The 16,713-nt window shown below is 65.1% G+C and carries 17 protein-coding genes; 16 read left to right on the forward strand and 1 reads right to left on the reverse strand.

Annotation, left to right across the window (positions count from 1 at the left end):
• The first annotated feature begins 69 nt into the window (after positions 1-69).
• The 11 genes from L1F31_RS12855 (at position 70) to L1F31_RS12905 (ending at position 8,999) form a co-directional block, all read left to right on the forward strand.
• A complete protein-coding gene (locus tag L1F31_RS12855; RefSeq protein ID WP_265417673.1) occupies positions 70-303 on the forward strand; it encodes a helix-turn-helix transcriptional regulator in 234 nt (77 codons plus the stop codon).
• Positions 304-718: 415 nt separating this feature from the next.
• A complete protein-coding gene (locus tag L1F31_RS12860; RefSeq protein WP_265417674.1) occupies positions 719-1,192 on the forward strand; it encodes a hypothetical protein in 474 nt (157 codons plus the stop codon).
• Positions 1,189-1,575, forward strand: a complete 387-nt coding sequence (locus L1F31_RS12865; protein WP_265417675.1) for a hypothetical protein — start codon at positions 1,189-1,191, stop codon at positions 1,573-1,575. The genes L1F31_RS12860 and L1F31_RS12865 overlap by 4 nt, the downstream gene beginning before the upstream one ends.
• Positions 1,572-1,805, forward strand: a complete 234-nt coding sequence (locus L1F31_RS12870) for a hypothetical protein (protein ID WP_265417676.1) — start codon at positions 1,572-1,574, stop codon at positions 1,803-1,805. Before L1F31_RS12865 ends, L1F31_RS12870 begins: the two co-directional genes overlap by 4 nt.
• Positions 1,798-2,136, forward strand: coding sequence for a hypothetical protein (locus tag L1F31_RS12875; protein WP_265417677.1), 339 nt, complete (start codon positions 1,798-1,800; stop codon positions 2,134-2,136). The genes L1F31_RS12870 and L1F31_RS12875 overlap by 8 nt, the downstream gene beginning before the upstream one ends.
• The gene (locus L1F31_RS12880; protein WP_265417678.1) at positions 2,129-2,479 is read left to right on the forward strand and encodes a FliH/SctL family protein; all 351 of its coding nucleotides are present in this window, start codon (positions 2,129-2,131) and stop codon (positions 2,477-2,479) included. The genes L1F31_RS12875 and L1F31_RS12880 overlap by 8 nt, the downstream gene beginning before the upstream one ends.
• Positions 2,476-3,768 carry a DUF3631 domain-containing protein gene (locus tag L1F31_RS12885; protein ID WP_265417679.1) on the forward strand — a complete coding sequence of 431 codons (1,293 nt, stop codon included), beginning with the start codon at positions 2,476-2,478 and terminating at the stop codon, positions 3,766-3,768. Before L1F31_RS12880 ends, L1F31_RS12885 begins: the two co-directional genes overlap by 4 nt.
• Before the next feature lie 348 nt (positions 3,769-4,116).
• Positions 4,117-4,590, forward strand: a complete 474-nt coding sequence (locus L1F31_RS12890) for a hypothetical protein (RefSeq protein ID WP_265417680.1) — start codon at positions 4,117-4,119, stop codon at positions 4,588-4,590.
• A gap of 26 nt (positions 4,591-4,616) precedes the next feature.
• Positions 4,617-4,856, forward strand: a complete 240-nt coding sequence (locus tag L1F31_RS12895; protein WP_265417681.1) for a hypothetical protein — start codon at positions 4,617-4,619, stop codon at positions 4,854-4,856.
• 24 nt (positions 4,857-4,880) lie between these two features.
• The gene (locus tag L1F31_RS12900; protein WP_265417682.1) at positions 4,881-5,615 is read left to right on the forward strand and encodes a hypothetical protein; all 735 of its coding nucleotides are present in this window, start codon (positions 4,881-4,883) and stop codon (positions 5,613-5,615) included.
• A 702-nt stretch (positions 5,616-6,317) separates the two neighbouring features.
• Positions 6,318-8,999: a phage tail tape measure protein gene (locus L1F31_RS12905; RefSeq protein WP_265417683.1), complete on the forward strand. Its 2,682-nt coding sequence runs from the start codon at positions 6,318-6,320 to the stop codon at positions 8,997-8,999.
• A gap of 413 nt (positions 9,000-9,412) precedes the next feature.
• On the opposite strand, the gene L1F31_RS12910 is transcribed toward L1F31_RS12905, so the two are convergent.
• A complete protein-coding gene (locus L1F31_RS12910) occupies positions 9,413-10,051 on the reverse strand; it encodes a GntR family transcriptional regulator (RefSeq protein ID WP_265417684.1) in 639 nt (212 codons plus the stop codon).
• Positions 10,052-10,261: 210 nt separating this feature from the next.
• Here L1F31_RS12910 and L1F31_RS12915 point away from each other — a divergent pair, with 210 nt between their 5' ends.
• From L1F31_RS12915 to L1F31_RS12935, 5 genes are read left to right on the forward strand one after another with little or no spacing between them, the layout of a single operon-like run.
• Positions 10,262-11,569, forward strand: a complete 1,308-nt coding sequence (locus tag L1F31_RS12915; RefSeq protein WP_429860928.1) for an NRAMP family divalent metal transporter — start codon at positions 10,262-10,264, stop codon at positions 11,567-11,569.
• 17 nt (positions 11,570-11,586) lie between these two features.
• On the forward strand, positions 11,587-12,369 hold the full coding sequence (locus tag L1F31_RS12920; RefSeq protein WP_265417685.1) for a LamB/YcsF family protein: 783 nt from the start codon (positions 11,587-11,589) through the stop codon (positions 12,367-12,369).
• Positions 12,370-12,425: 56 nt separating this feature from the next.
• Positions 12,426-13,202 carry a putative hydro-lyase gene (locus L1F31_RS12925; RefSeq protein ID WP_265420440.1) on the forward strand — a complete coding sequence of 259 codons (777 nt, stop codon included), beginning with the start codon at positions 12,426-12,428 and terminating at the stop codon, positions 13,200-13,202.
• Positions 13,199-14,884 (forward strand): 5-oxoprolinase subunit B/C family protein, encoded by a 1,686-nt coding sequence (locus L1F31_RS12930; protein ID WP_265417686.1) that lies wholly within the window; start codon positions 13,199-13,201, stop codon positions 14,882-14,884. Before L1F31_RS12925 ends, L1F31_RS12930 begins: the two co-directional genes overlap by 4 nt.
• A gap of 3 nt (positions 14,885-14,887) precedes the next feature.
• A complete protein-coding gene (locus tag L1F31_RS12935; RefSeq protein WP_265417687.1) occupies positions 14,888-16,657 on the forward strand; it encodes an acetyl/propionyl/methylcrotonyl-CoA carboxylase subunit alpha in 1,770 nt (589 codons plus the stop codon).
• Positions 16,658-16,713: the final 56 nt, after the last annotated feature.

The raw sequence follows: 16,713 nt of genomic DNA on the forward strand, positions 1-16,713 counted from the left end.
TTTATGCTACGGTGTCATTGTGGGACACGGAGATACCGACAATTTCCCATAACAGCAAAGGAGAGATCCGTGAGTGCATCAACTGCTCAGGCATCCGTCTCGTCAGTCACGGACGTAAACGGTGCGCACCTGACGCCGCGCCAGCTCGCCGAGCGCGAGGGTGTGCCGTTGCAGACCGTCTACGTCTGGAACATGAACGGCACAGGCCCGCGCATCATGCGCATCGGCCGCCACGTCCGCTACCGCCTCGCTGACGTCATCGAGTGGGAAGAGTCCCAGCTCGACCCGAAGCCGGCAGCGTGAGGGGACCGCCATGAACAGTGAACGATCCACCCGAGAGACGGACCAGCGGCTCGCTGAGCTCCGCGACATTGCGGACAGCCTGGGACTCGCTGTGACAGGCCGCTGCCAGTACTGCAATCAACCGATCTGGGATCCGAAGTCTCTCAGCGCACGCGCCGGTTCAGTCTGTCGAGTGCGCCATGGCAAAGAAAACGACCCTGCCGGGAATGTCGCCAAACAGTCCCCCGGCAAGGCCGCCTAGATCAATCCAGCAAGGAGCTGAAATGACCACCTATAACGCTACATCTGATTCTACAGTCGACCACCGACAGGACGACTGCCGCTGCCCGGACGACCGCTGCGCCGGCTACCACCACGAGGTCGGTGAAGCTTGCCCGTGCACCCGCGCCCTTGATTCCGAGGCGGGTGGTCAGCGATGAGCACGACCATGCTTGCCGCGTACGACTGGCACGGCATCTACGAACCGCAGTTCTTCACCCACGAGGGATCGGGAGCGTCCTCATACGCTATCGCCAAGTTCGCCGATGCGATCGGACTCCGATTTGCAGAGTGCAACTTCCAGCGGCGGCACATCGCCAGCATCAGCGACGACACCGCGCTTGTGCACATCGGTATGTTCTGGCGCTACCACGGATCAGAGCCTTACGACCTCGAACTGCGCAGCGTTCCTGACGCGACCGCCGATGAGCTCGATGTGCTCAGGGAGGTTGCCGCAGACGCTATCGCCGCAGAGGTGTTCTTTCCGGACATGTGGCGACGACACCCGAGGCGGCAGAACGTAGATGGACAGATGCTCGAAATGGATTATCTGCCGATCGCCCTGGTCCAAGACGCCACCGGCCGCTCGCTCCACGCCGCCACCGCTCTCGATTCGGAGGTCTCCGCATGAACACCCCTACCCCGCTCGACGCTCTCAAGCACGTCGCATTCGCCGGCATCGATATTCTGGACTACATCACCGAGGAACTGGCCCTCAATCACGACGTGGATGACGACTCCCACGTCCTCACGATGATCGCCAACGTCCGCAGCTCCATGCACACGGCATTGCAGTCCCAGGTGCCCTACCGGCTCGCTCCTCCACTCACGGAGAGCGGCGCCGAGGCTCCGCACTCCAACACCTATGAGCAGGCGCGGTTCTATTCGGACGGCTCGCCCGCCTACCACGACGAGCACTGCACCGTCCCGGTCGCAGGCGACGACGGGATGACGCACCTTGTGGCGTCGACTCGTCGCATGTTCCACCCGATGCCGGGAGGTGAGTCGGCGTGAACTGCGATACTCACTTCGGCTTCCACCCCGGTTGCATCAAGTGCGCCAACGACCGCATCGAAACCCTCGAATGGCTGGCCGACCTCGGCGAAGTCTGGACGTGCATGACCGTCGCTCGCGCCGGCTTCCCTTCGCTGGTCGCAGCCGAGCGCGCACTCTGCCGCGCAGGCCGCTGGGATCTCGTCGCACGCCTTCGTGACAATCACCAGGGGGTCGGTCTCGGTGTCTGACAAGATCTACATCACCTACGACGAGAACGGCATCCCCATCGGTGTCGGCGATGCCACGGAGACCGCCGAGGTTCAACGTCGTCTCTTCCTCGATCTCATCGACCTCATCGGCGACGAGAGCCCCGAGTGGTCCGACATCGTGCCCCACCTCAAGGCCGTCCCGGACTCCATGATGATGCCCGTCCTGTCCGTGACGATCGCCCAGCTGCTCATCATGGTCAGCGCACCCTACGACTTCCTCGAGAAGCACGGCATCGACTCGCGTGAGGCACTGCGCGAACGCTGGCACAAGATCATCGGCGACCTCGACGGAGGTGGTGACGATGAGTGAGCCGAAGCCGGACCCGCGCCCTTGGATCGGGGTCTACTTCTCCGCGTCCGAATACGGCCAGCAGCAGGGCTACAAGCGCGGCTACAGGGATGGTCACAAGGACGGCCACTTCGACGGCTGGAACGCGGCCCTCGCCCGAGCCAAGGCGAACGACAACGAGTTCCTGAGAGGGCTCAGGGAACACATCGCCGATGAGCTCGCCAAGGCGGACGGCGACATCATGACGATCCGCGCCGCATTCCTCGAGAACCTCATCAGCACATTGGACGCGAAGCGTCGCAGGGATGGATCTGATGTGCGAGCCCGACGAGAACGCGCCCGACGACAGGAGAACGCAGCATGACAGACGCTTACGACGGATCACACGGTCTCGACGGTTCGTTCGCGGCCGACGAACCCCGTCGGATTGGCGGTTCCGTCGGACCCGTCGGTTCCCTAGAGGGGTCGGCGGCGGCAACCGACGGCGGCCTGCTCGACGACGTACGGGCATGGTTCGCTCGCTACGTGCACACCATGCACGACAGCGACCTCGACCTGCTCACCCTGTGGACCGTGCACACTCACGTCGTCTCAGACCTATACACGACCCCGCGCCTGCTGCTCGACTCGCCCGTGCCGGGATCGGGCAAGACGACCGTGCTCGAACATCTGGGACACCTCGCCCTCGACCCCGTGCAGGCGGCATCACTGAGTTCCTCGGCGCTGCTGACCCGGATGCTCGCCGATCGCATGCGCACCGTCCTGATCGACGAAGCCGACCGATCGCTTGACCCGAAACTCGATGGCACCGCCGAATTGCTCGCGATCCTCAACTCGGGATACAAGCGAGGCGGGACACGCCCGGTCCTCACTCCCGACAAGGACAAGGGCTGGGTCGCTCAGGAGATGCCGACGTTCAGCCCGGTCGCCATGGCCGGCAACAACCCCAACTTGCCAGACGACACGCGGAGCCGGATCATCCGCGTGCTACTCCTGCCCGACCTCGAAGGCAACGTCGAGGAATCGGACTGGGAGCTCATCGAGGCAGATGCCGAAGCACTCAAGCAGCGCATCGAGGTGTGGGCGGAGTACAACCGCGAAGAGGTCGGCGGTCAGCGTCCACCCCTGCCGGCCGGGGTGATCGGCAGGGCCAAGGAGCGCTGGTCTCCGCTCAAGCGCATCGCCGTTGTCGCAGGCGGCCGCTGGCCCGAGATTGTGGACGAACTCGCGCAAGCGGATCTCGAGCAACTCAAGCAGGATAAGGAGGATGGCATGGTCATCGACAAGCCCGCCGTGGTGCTGCTCAAGCACCTCGCAATCATCTGGGGTGACGAACCGTTCGTGGCGACCCGCGAACTCGTCGACCGCCTCATTGCCCACGATGCCGAGATGTGGGGTGAGTACTCGGCGTTCGGGAAGCCGCTGACCGCACAACGGTTCGGTCGGATGCTCGCCACGTCCTACTCGATCAACTCCACCCGGCAGGGCGACTCACCCCGTGGATACTTCCGTGCGAAGCTGCTGCCGGTCTGGCGTCGGATGGGCATCACCCCTCCCGAGCGAACCGACGGAGCCGACGGAACCGTCGAACCGACGGCAGAACCTGCCCCGCTCTGGGGGGTCAACCCGAACAGTGATAGGCGGGCGTCATGACCGCTTTCTCAGCCAATCAGGTGGGTAAACGTGGGGTTTGCGACTCGGTATCAGATCAGCCCGCATCGTTCACACACCATATCCCCTGGTCAGATCGTCAGCGCGCACATTCTGGCCGAGACTTGACCCCAGATCAAGCCAATTGGGAGTCAGCGAATATCGACGTTTCCGTGGGGTGGTCATCGTGACCTCCGAATGCACCCGATGCGGTCTCGAGCTCGGATCAGTGTTCGTCTTCGTCGACCGGCACACCCGCCTCTGCCTCGACTGCGCAGAGTCCAGAACGTCCCCACACAATCCACGCAATCCACAGAACCCCACCAACCGGCCCAAGGAGGACCGAACCTCATGAACCCCCGCGACCCCAACGCCATCGACAGCCGCCGCCGAGGCGAAAGACACGTCGATGATCGACTCGCCAAGACCCCCGGCATCGTCTACGTCGACTACGACACTCCTGCGATCGCCGAAGAACTGCACAAGCTGGCCGGTACCTGGCCGAAGATCGTCCACATTGACGACGCGACCTTCTGGCCCATCGTCGAGCGCCACAAGCTGCCCCCGCTCGATGAGGCCGAGGTGCAGAAGAAGATCGACCACTTCCTCAACTCGCCCGGATCGTACGAAGAGAAGGCCCGGTACATCGATAAGCGGTACTCGCGCCGGATGCGCTACCGGATCACTCAAGCCTTCGGTGAACACATCGCCGAGGTCATCAGTCAGCGCCGGAAGGCCGAGCAGCAGCTCGCCAAGAGCAAGCCACCCAAAGACTCGGCCATGGACATCATGGCCCGAAACCTCGGCATCAATCGTGTGTCGTGAAATCAAACCCAAAGGAGTCAAACGCGATGCCAGTCAGTCAGCCTCCCGATCGCATCGGGTCACGCCTTCGAGATGGAGCCGTTGACCCCCGCGACGATGACTTCCTCGGCCCATCGAACGCCGGTAAGGCGAACCCCCACGGCCCCGAGGTCATCAGCCCCGGCCTACCCGACGAATGGCCCACCTACGCCATGTGGCGCCAGCACGTCATCGACCTCGGCCTCCCAGACCCCGGACCGCACCGGTTCGGCGAACACATCAACTGAACACCCACCGAGAGGAACACCACCATGCGCACCAGCAGAGAACAGATCCGCAAGACCATCGACGGCTTCGCTGAAGAACTCAGCGCCGCCCGCAGCTACACCGACGACATGTACAGTCAGGAGGGTCTCGACAAGACGCGCAAGCTGCTAGAAGAGCGCGCCCGCAGCAAGTACGCCAAGGAGGTTGCAAGCCATCGGGAAGCGCTCTACTACGATCGTGACCCCAAGGCATTCGACCAGTACCGTCCCCGCCTCGACTGGAACAAAGCCGCGGACGTTGCCAAGGCGCAGGCGAAGTGGGCAGCCGTGGAGAGGAAGCTCGACGCCGGCCTGTCCATCGGCCAGATCATCGCCACCGCCGACAACACCACTCTCGTCGCGATCAACGAGTTCTGGACTGACTACGCCGAGACCCAGCAGGCGGCCGCGCTGGGCCGTGGCCAGGAGTACGAAGCACCCGACACCTCCGATGTTCACCGTGCCGTCGATGACCGCGCTGCCGAGATCGGTGGAACCGCCGCTGCAAACGCTTTGCAGACAGCTCGGGATGCTGCCGGCCTTCATGCCCACGCGGACGTGATGCTCAAGTATGCCGAGCAGGATGTCCAGGGCATCAACCACGGCATGGACCCGATCTTCGTGGCGGTCTCGGCCCAACAGGCCGAAGCCAAGGCCATGCACGGCACCGGCTCACTTGTCGAGACCCACGACGCCAGCCAGTCCACCGAGACCAGCGCTGAGGCCGCCGTGTCAGAGTGAGCCGATAAGCTGGACCACGAAGCGCCCCCAGGTGATGCGCGCCTACTCCAAGAGGTTGGCTGGGGGCGCTTTCGTGTGCCCGGAAACGGTCGTTGCGTACTGTTCGGAACCAAAAACACGCGCACGCGGATGAGGGAGACTCGACGTTCGTTACGGACTGTCCGGACACAAAAACGTGCGCGCACGGATGAAGGGGAATTAGCGTTCGTTCGCACGGTACGAAGCCAAAAACGTGCGCACGCGGAAACAGGGTGAAGTCACGGAACCATGCACAAAAACACGCGCCCGCGGAAACAGGGTCACAGCGTCGAAAGCCTTTTCACCCGATCGGTTAAAAAGACCGGAGGGCGCCCGCGGAGACACAGGGGTCGCGTTTGAAACGGCACCCCGTTCGTACGTCCGCAGCACAAAAACACGCGCACGCGAATTAGTGGTGTTGGCACGGTGCCATCACAAAAACGCGTGCGCGTGAACTAGGGGTGTTGGCAACGGTTGCCGACCAAAAACACGCGCCCGCGAGTATGTGCGTTTTCGCACACGATCAGGTGGGGTATGTGCGTGGATGCAGGTAGAATTGAGAGTGACCACTTCAACGCACACTTGGGCGAAAGGAGGCGATGACCTATCGCTCTCAACGTAGGCGAACTTGTCGCCACCCTCACCCTCGATGACTCCAAGTTCCAGGCGACCCTCAAGAACGCCATGGACGGCCTCAAGGCAGCCACCTGGGGCAAAGCCGCCGACCAGGCTGGCGATGCAGCCAGCGACAACCTCACCCTCGACTCGGGCAAGTTCGACGCCGACGCCGAGCAAGCGCAGGGATCTCTCAATGCATCCGAGTTCGGGGCCGCAGCCGACCAGGCATCTGCCGCCGCATCGTCCGGGCTCACGCTCGATGATGCAAAGTTCGCCGCCGATGCCGATGCAGCCGCCGACCAGCTCAACTCGTCCGAGTTCCGCGCAGCTGCCGGCGAAGCCTCCGCCGCCGCGTCCTCCGCGCTGACTCTCGACTCAGGCAAGTTCGCCGGAGACGCGAACGCCGCCGCCGACGAGATCAGCCCGTCAAAGTTCCGCGGTGCCGCCAAGGGCGCCAGCAACGCGGCCAGCTCCGCGCTGACTCTCGACGACTCGAAGTTCTCCGGCGATGCCAAGAGCGCGATGGAGGCTCTCTCGTCGACCGAATGGAAGGCCGCCGGCACCGCCGCAGGAGCCGCCGCCGCTGCCGGGCTCGGCATAGGCATGACCTCGGCCATCAACGTCGATGGAGCCGTGAACAAAGTCTCCGCGAAACTGCAGCTGACCGAGGCCGAATCGGCACGGGTCGGCAAGGTCGCCGGCGGACTGTTCGCAGACGGCTACGGTGATTCGATCGACGATATCACCGGCTCGGTGAGTGCGGTCATCAGCTCCATGGAGGGCATGCGCGGCGCCAGCGAGTCCGAGCTGTCCAAGGTCACTGAGGCCGCCCTCGGAGTCGCTGAGACGTTCGATATCGACGTATCCCGCGCCGCCCAGGTGGCAGGCCAGATGATGCGCCAGGGCCTCGCCCCGGACGCTCAGGCGGCATTCGACATGATCGCTCAGGGTGCGTCGAAGGTCTCCGATGGGCTTGAGGGTGACCTGCTCGATGCGCTCGACGAGTACGGCCCGTATTTCGAGCAACTGGGACTGTCCGGCGAGTCCGCCATGTCGATGCTCGTGCAGGGTGCCGAGAAGGGCATGTACGGAATCGATAAGACGGGCGATGCGCTCAAGGAGCTCTCCCTGCGCATGGTCGAGTCCGACACCACTGCCAGCGATGCACTCAGCTCTATGGGCCTCAACATGGACACGCTGGCCGATGATATGGCCGTGGGCGGCGAGCGCGGCCGCAGCGCCATGAACGAAGTCGTCGACGGTCTGCTCGGCATCCAGGATCCGGGCAAGCGCGCATCCGCCGCTATCGACCTGTTCGGCGGGCCGCTTGAGGACATGTCGACCGCGGACATTCCGAAGTTCCTGCAGACCCTCAAGACCGGCGGTGACGGCCTCGGAGACTTCGGAGGCGCAGCCACCAGGGCAGGCCAGGAGCTCAACTCCGGTCTCGGATCTCAGCTCGACCAGCTCAAGCGTTCGTTCGTCCAGCAGCTCGGCGGCATCGGTCAGCAGATCCTCCCGATGATCCAGCCAGTCCTCGACATGCTCAAGCAGTTTATGCCGGTCATCGCACCGATCACGCTGGCCGTGGGAGCCTTCGGGGCCGCAGTACTCGGCATCAACGCAGCTATGGCCGCCTGGACCGCGATCACGACCGCCTGGACGGCCGTGACGAAGGTGGCCGCCATTGCCCAGCGTGCCTTCAACCTCGCCCTGATCGCCAACCCCATCGGCATCGTCATCACCGCGATCATCGCACTCGTCGGCTTCCTCATCTGGTTCTTCACCCAGACTGAAGTCGGCAAGCAGATATGGTCAGGCTTTATCGATTGGCTGGCCGCTGCCTGGGAGTGGATCAAGACCACTGCCGTGGCCGTGTTCGATGCCACCGTGCAGGCGATCAAGACCGCATGGACGTGGATCAAGGACACGACCGTCAACATCTGGAATGCCATCGTCGACTGGATCAAGAGCACCTGGGACAAGATCACCACCTCGGTCTCGGATGCCGTGAACAAGGTCAAGGAGTGGATCTCGAAGGCTTGGAACACGATCAAGTCCACGACCTCAAACGTCTGGAATGCCATCAAGACCGCGATCTCGAATGTGTTCACCTCTGTCGTGCGAAATGTTCAGGCGCGGGTGAACTTCATCAAGTCCAGCATCCAGAACGCTTGGGCGAGAGTGAAGTCTGTGACCTCAAGCGCTTGGAATGGGATCAAGACCGCCGTGAGCAACGGGATCACGGGTGCGGTGAACTTCGTTCGACAGCTTCCCGGTCGTGCGCTCTCTGCGCTGGGGAACATCGGATCCAAGCTCTACAACTCCGGCTGGTCCATGATCCAAGGCTTCAAGGACGGTATCGTCAATGCGTTCAGTAACGCGGTCAACGCCGTGAAGAACGGCTTGAACCGGATCAGGAACTTCTTCCCCTTCTCGCCTGCCAAGGAAGGCCCCTTCTCGGGCAAGGGATGGACGTTCTACTCGGGTCAGTCCATGTCCGAGGGACTGGCCGCCGGCATCGCCTCGAAGGAGGCCGACGTGGCCCGTCAGACCGAGGCAATCATGAAGGCAGCAGCGTTCAGCGCACCCGATGTCGGAATCGACGCGACAGGCCGGAAGGATCGAGCCTCGCAGGTCGAGCACGACCCATCGAGCAACATCACGTTCAACATCACGAACCCCGTTGCCGAGCCGACCAGCGAGACCGCGAGGAAGGCGAGCGCATACATCGGTGTGAGCGTCTGAGACTCGACTCACCCCACGTTTACCCACCTAATTGGATGGAACCCCACGGAAACTAACGGAAACAATACGGGGTGTTCACCCGCCAGGTGCCCCGGATTCTCGCGGAAGTCGGAACCCCACGGAAACCGCAGAAAACAGTGAACCCAAATCAGTGGGTTCCGGGTTCAAGTCCCGGGGGGTGCACAGCACAGAGAGAACCGCTTCCGGCATCACGCCGAGGCGGTTCTTTCACATTCATAGAGTTCCTCGTGCTGTAAGGCGGCGACACTCGCCCCAATGGGAACACTCACCTCTGAGCGGCTCACGTTCCTCTGTGTGCTTTTCAGAAAAACGTGTTCCCTTTGCCGTCTGCCCGGCGCGGGCGTAGGTCAGGCCGGCCTGGCGCGGCCAGAAGAGGCCGGCGTCAGCGAAGTTCAGGCCTGGCCGGCGCGGGCGTAGGCACCGAGGACCTGACGCTCCGAATCTCCCAAGTAGGTGTCGAGCCGCACTGCGGCAGCGGCCGAACCCTCCGTGCGGTAGACCTCGACGACTTCCTTGTTGCGTTCGATGAAGGGCGCGTGGAGGAAGTCGAGGACTTCTACCTTGAGGAAGGCCAGGCGCAGCTCGGCGAGCACATTGGAAAACGACCGCATCAGCCGCCTGCTGTCCGAGAGCGAGACGACGGCATTGTGAAAGGCCATATTCGCCGTGCCCACCTCGAGCCAGTTCTCCTCGGCAGCGAACTTCTCCGCCGCGTCGACGGCCGCCTCCATCCGGGCGGCGTTCGGATGGTTGCGCGGCGCATGTTCGAGCACAGAGCACTCGACATGATGACGCACCCTATAGATGTCGACGACATCGGCCGTGCTCGGCGAGGCCACTGAGACACCCCGGTGCGGGACGTGCGTGACCAGCCCCTGCTCCCCGAGCACCCGGAAAGCCTCCCGCAGCGTATTGCGGGAGACATCGAATTCCTTGGCCAGCGTTGTTTCGGACAGACGGTCGCCGGGGCGCAGCTCTCCTGCGATGAGACGGTCGGTCAGCCTGTTGACCAGGGAAATGTCGTGATTCACCTCTCCATCCTAACGACAGCCCGGCGTCGACGGCGATCTCACGATCAACAGACAGCAATATAAAATGTGACCTCCGTCTATGTTTGTTGAACAATGCGTGCTAGATTGTTTACCACTTCTGTGAAGTGGTCCAGGACACAGACATCGCTGTCGTCACACCGCGGCACACTCACGAAGCACAATTGACCATCCACACAGTCGGAGACTCCCATGTCACACGCACCGGAATCCCAGCCGCCGGAATCCACGCCCTCGGACGGATCCAGCGCTGCCGGACTCGACGCGACGAAGAGCGACGTCGGCGCAAAAATCAGCCGCAGCGCGATCATCGGCGCCATCTTCCTCATGGCCACCTCGGCGATCGGTCCGGGCTTCATCACCCAGACCGCCACATTCACGGCTCAGATGGGTGCGGCCTTCGCCTTCGCGATCTTCGTGTCGATCCTCATCGACATCGCCATCCAGCTCAATATCTGGCGGATGGTCACCTCCTCGGGCAAGCGCGCCGCGCAGCTGGCCTCCTCGGCGGTCCCGGGCTCGGGCATCCTGCTGTCGATCCTCATCGTCGTCGGCGGGCTCGCGTTCAACATCGGCAACATCGCCGGCGGTGGGCTCGGCCTCAACGCCCTGCTCGGCATCGACCCGAAGCTCGGCGGCCTGGTCACCGGAATCCTGGCCATCGGCATCTTCCTGTTCAAACGCGCGGGCAAGGTCGTCGACACCGTCGTGCTCATCCTCGGCATCGGGATGATCATCCTCACCTGCATCGTCGCCATCGTGTCGAACCCGCCGGTCGGTGAGGCGATCAAGCAGTCGTTCGTCCCCGACACCATCAACTTCGCGACCGTGACGACCATCGTCGGCGGCACCGTCGGCGGCTACATCACCTACTCCGGCGCCCACCGCTACCTCGACTCGGGCAAGACCGGCCCGGAGAACGCCGGTTCGGTCATGCGTTCGGCACTCTCGGGCATCCTCGTCACCGGCGTCATGCGCTACGTCCTGTTCCTCGCCATCCTCGGCGTCGTCGCCTCCGGAGTCGCCCTCGACCTCGACTCGAGCGTGGCGAACCCGGCCGGTCAGGCCTTCGCCGCCGTCCTCGGCGATGCCGGGATGCGCATCTTCGGAGCGATCTTCTGGGCCGCGGCACTGAGCTCGGTCATCGGCGCCGCCTACACCTCGGCGACCTTCCTCTCCGCGTTCTCCAAACGCCTCACCGGCGGCTGGCCGCTGCAGATCGCGACCGTGGCCTTCATCGTCGTCTCGCTCGCGGCATATCTCGTCCTCGGCACGGCACCGGCCACGCTGCTCGTCTTCGTCGGAGGCTTCAACGGCCTCATCCTGCCCATCGGCCTGACGATCTTCATGTACATCGGCTGGTTCAGACCACGCCTGCTGCGCACGGATTCGTACCCGAAGTGGTTGCTCATCATCGGCACCGCGGCAACACTGGTCACGTGGTACACGGCCGTGCAGTCCATCGGCCCCATCTTCGCAATGATCGGAATCGGAGGGTGACAATGCCTGCAACTGACATGACCACCAGCGAACTGACAATCGACCTCAACTCTGACCTCGGGGAGAACGTCCCCGACCGCATCGTCAGCGACGATACGGCCATGCTCGGCCTGGTCACCAGCGCGAACGTGTCCTGCGGGTTCCATGCCGGTAGCCCCGAGGGCATCCGCACCACCGTCGACGCCGCCACGAAGGGCGGGGTCGTCATCGGCGCCCACCCCGGCTACGACGACTATGAGGGCTTCGGCCGTCGCGCCCTCGACGTGCCGGCTGCGACCCTGCAGGCTCAGGTCGAATACCAGATCGGCGCACTGCTGGGCCTGACCACGGCCGTCGGCGGCACTGTCGCCTACGTCAAGCCCCACGGCGGCCTGTACAACGCCATCGTCCACGACGAAGCCCAAGCCAAGGTCGTCGTCGACGCTGTCAAGGCCGTCGACGACTCGCTCGTCTTCCTCGGTCTCGCCGGCAGTGTCGCCAACCGCGTCGCCGCCGAGGCGGGACTGGCTGTGGCTGCCGAAGCCTTCGCCGACCGGTCCTACAACCCCGATGGGTCCCTGGTCTCCCGGTCCGAACCCAACGCAGTCCTCCATGACCCCGAAGCCGTGGCCGCCCGGGTGCTGCGCCTCGTCCAGACCGGCCAGGTCGAAGCCATCGACGGCAGCCTCGTCGACGTCGACGCCCAGTCGATCTGCTTCCACGGCGACAGCCAAGGCTCGATCGACATGGCCCGTGCCGCCCGTGAGCTCCTCGAATCCGAAGGCGTCACGATCGCCGCCTTCGCCGGAGCCGCACGATGAGTGCGACGACCCCAGCACGAACGACGCCGACCTCCGGCACCTCTGCCATGGACACAATGCGTGCGACCGGCGCGGAAGCGCGCGCACGGATCCGATCCGGATTCGACGGCCCCACCTCGGGGATGGCGCCGGGGCTCGTCCAGGCGAACCTCATCTCCGTGCCCGCCGACTGGGCCTTCGACGTCCTCCTGTTCACCCAACGCAACCCGAAGCCGTGCCCGGTCATCGACGTCCTCGAACCCGGACAGGTCGAATCCGCACTCGCCCCCTACAGCGATATCCGCACCGACATCCCCGGCTACCGGATCTGGAACAACGGCGAACTCACCGGCGAGGTCACCGACGCCACGCAGGCGTGGGCCGAACACCCGGACCTCGTGTCCTTCCTCATCGGCTGCTCCTTCACCTTCGAAAACGGGCTCACCGAGGCGGGCATCTCGATCCGCCACCAGGACGCCGGCCGCAATGTGCCGATGTACCGCACCACCACCGCGTGCGCCCCGGCCGGGCGGATCAGCGGCGATATGGTCGTGTCCATGCGCCCGATCCCGGCCGCCCAGGTCGCCGAGGCGGTGCGCATCACCGACCGCTTCCCCGCCGTCCATGGAGCTCCCGTCCACATCGGCGAACCCGACCAGATCGGCATCGCCGACCTCAGCTCCCCGGATTTCGGTGACGCCCCGGTCATCGAAGACGGTGACATCCCCGTGTTCTGGGCCTGCGGAGTCACCCCGCAGGCAGCCATCCAAGCCTCGGGTGTGCCGTTCGCGATCACGCACTCACCAGGCAAGATGTTCATCACCGACGAACCGGAAGACACCTACCGCCGATGACTGACACACCCCAGGCAGACTCCCTGACCTTCCATACCGCATCCCGCCGCCACCTCCTCGTCGAGTGCGCGGACCTCGCCGCGACGATGGCGCTGCACCACAGCCTCGAGGCCGCGGACCTGCCCGGGGTCAATGAGCTCATCCCGGCCGCGCGCACCGTGCTCATCGACTTCGACCCCGTCCGCACCCAGGCGAGCGCCCTAGCCGAAGCCGTGCGCGGGCTCACGCGGACGGAATCCTCGACGGAAGAAGCCCGCCAGGTCAGCATCCCGGTGACCTATGACGGGGAGGATCTCGCCGAGGTGGCCGACCTCCTCTCCGTCTCCCCGGCTGAGGTGATCAATCGCCACCAGGCCGCGACCTGGGAGGTCGCATTCGCCGGGTTCGCACCCGGCTTCGGCTACCTCGCCGGCGACGACGAGCTCTTCGACGTTCCCCGCCGCTCGTCCCCGCGCACCCGCGTGCCCGTGGGAGCGGTGGCCCTGGCCGGGGAATTCACCGGCGTCTACCCGCGCTCCTCCCCCGGCGGCTGGCAGCTCATCGGACGCACCGACGCGACGCTGTGGGACCTCGACCGGGAACCCCCGGCCCTGTTCGTACCGGGCACGATCGTGACGTTCACCGATGCGGGACGCGAGACCGTGGCGGTCGGAGCGGCGGCGGAGGCGAACGAGAGTGACGCAGGTGCGTCGTCAGACGCTGCAGCCGAGGGCGGCAACGCGCATGACGATGACGCGTCGACCGCCTCGGCGAGCACTGCTCCCCTCCGCCTTGAGGTCCTGCGTCCGGGCCTGCAGCTGCTCGTCCAGGATCTCGGGCGTCCCGGCTTCGCGTCGATGGGAGTCTCCGGGGCAGGTGCCGCCGATCGAACCGCCCTGACCAGCGCAAACCGTCTCGTCGGCAACGCCGAGACCGCGGCCGGGCTTGAGAGCTTCGGCGGCGGAGCGCTCCTGCGGTTCACCGGCGACGGTGTCGCCGCTGTCACCGGGGCCGAGGGGACGATCACCGTGACCGCGGCAGACGGCACGGTTCTCACACCCCGCCTCGGCGAGGCCTTCGCGATCGCCGACGGGGACGAACTCGAACTCGGTCCTGCCGAACGCGGCACTCGTCGCTACCTGGCCGTGCGCGGTGGAATCGACGTCGAGACCGCCCTGGGCAGCGCCTCTGCCGACACTCTGGCCGGGCTCGGACCGGCCGCTGTGGACAAGGGCGCCACGCTGGCTGTGCACGATCCGCACACGGCGCCCCACCTCGTCGATCCCGTTCCGGCAACGCTCCGTGAACTGCCGCAGCCCGGTGAGACAGTGACACTGAGCGTGACTCTGGGCCCGCGCGAAGACTGGTTCACGGCCGCGGGCATCGACACCCTGCTGTCCCAGGAATGGACGGTCACCCACGAATCCGACCGGGTCGGGCTGCGCCTCAACGGTGACGTTCCACTCGAGCGTGCCCGCACCGGGGAGCTGCCCAGCGAGGGCGCGGTCACCGGAGCCCTCCAGGTCCCGCCGAACGGCCAGCCGGTCCTCTTCGGGCCCGATCATCCGCTCACCGGAGGCTACCCGATCATCGCCAGCGTCGACGACACCGACATCGCCGCGCAGCTGGCCCCGGGTGTGAAGCTGCGCTTCACGACGGCCGACCCCGCACACAACGACCAGGCTCCTGCGAACGAAAGCTGAACAATGTCGACAATCCTCATCGCCAACCGCGGCGAAATCGCCGTCCGCATCATCCGCGCCTGTGCCGAACACGGGCACAGATCGGTGGCCGTCTACGCTGATCAGGACGCCGACGCCCTGCACGTGCGCCTCGCCGACGAAGCCTTCGCCCTGCCCGGCTCCACCGCCGCAGACACCTACCTGAGCATCGACGCGATCCTGGCCGCCGCGAAGTCCGCCGGCGCCGATGCCGTCCACCCCGGCTACGGATTCCTGTCCGAGAACGCCGACTTCGCCGCCGCCGTCGAAGCTGCGGGTCTGACCTGGATCGGACCGAGCGCCGAGACCATCACGGCCCTCGGCGACAAGGTCACCGCCCGCCAGCTCGCGCAGAAGGTCGGCGCTCCCCTGGCACCGGGCATCGACCGTCCCCTGGAGAATGCGGATGAGGTCGAATCCTTCGCCGCCGAGGCGGGACTGCCGATCATCATCAAGGCCGCCCATGGAGGCGGCGGCCGCGGCATGAAGATCGTCCATGAGCTGTCCGAGGTGGCCGGGGCCTTCGACTCGGCGACCCGCGAGGCCACCGAGGCGTTCGGTCGCTCCGAATGCTTCGTCGAGAAGTACCTCGAACGACCGCGGCACATCGAAGTCCAGATCGTCGGCGACGGGCAGGGCCGCGTCGTGGCCGTCGGTGACCGCGACTGCTCGGCCCAGCGCCGCAATCAGAAACTCATCGAGGAAGCACCTGCTCCCGGTCTGTCAGAGGAACAGCGTGAGCGGCTGCACCGGTCGGCCGAAGCCATCTGCGCCGAGGTGAACTACCGCGGTGCCGGCACCGTCGAATTCCTCCTCGCCGCCGACGGCACCATGACGTTCCTCGAGGTCAACACCCGACTCCAAGTCGAGCATCCGGTCACCGAGGTGACATCCGGGGTCGATCTCGTCGCCGAACAGTTCCGCATCGCCTTCGGACAGGGCCTGTCCCTGGAAGCGACGCCGGAGCCACGCGGTCACGCGATCGAGCTGCGCATCAACGCCGAGGATCCCGGCCGCGGGTTCCTGCCGACACCGGGACGCATCGACGTCCTCGACGCGCCCGGCGGTCCGGGTGTGCGCTGGGATTCCGGCGTCCGCGCCGGTGACACCGTGCAGCCGGCCTTCGATTCCCTCTTCGCGAAGCTCATCGTCCATGGCCCCGACCGTGACGCCGCGATCGCGCGGACCATCACCGCGGCCAAGGAACTCAATGTCGAAGGGGTCGCCACGGTGCTGCCGTGCTCACTGGCCATCCTCGGCGACGAGGCATTCACCGGTCTCGGGACCGAAGGCGTCGCGGGAATCCATACGCAGTGGATTGAATCCGAACTGCTGCCGCGCCTCGACGCCCAGGACCGGCCGGTCCCTGCCGGTGAGGCCGAAATGCAGCGGATGACCATCGAGATCGATGGGAAGCTCACCACCATCGGCCTGCCCGCAGGACTGCTCGCGGCACTCGGCTCGGCCGGTGGATCCGGTCAGGGCAATGCCGGTCAGGACGGTGACGGCAGTTCGGCTGGAAACGGCGGAGCCGCCTCGGCGAGTGCCGGGGACGTGAGCGCACCTGTGCCTGGCAGCCTCGTCGATTTCCTCGTCGAGGACGGTGCACAGGTTGCGGCGGGCGACGAGGTCGCCGTGCTCTCGGCGATGAAGATGGAGACTCGGGTCGAAGCACCAGCAGCGGGCACATTCCGGCAGGTCGCTGCCATCGGTGATGCGGTGAACGTCGGGGAGACGATCGCACGGGTCGAGTGATTCGGCGGGCCGCCTCGGTGCGGGAATTGAGCGCATTGGGATCGGTCGCCGTCACG

It is taken from the genome of Brevibacterium spongiae (assembly GCF_026168515.1).
GTDB lineage: Bacteria > Actinomycetota > Actinomycetes > Actinomycetales > Brevibacteriaceae > Brevibacterium > Brevibacterium spongiae.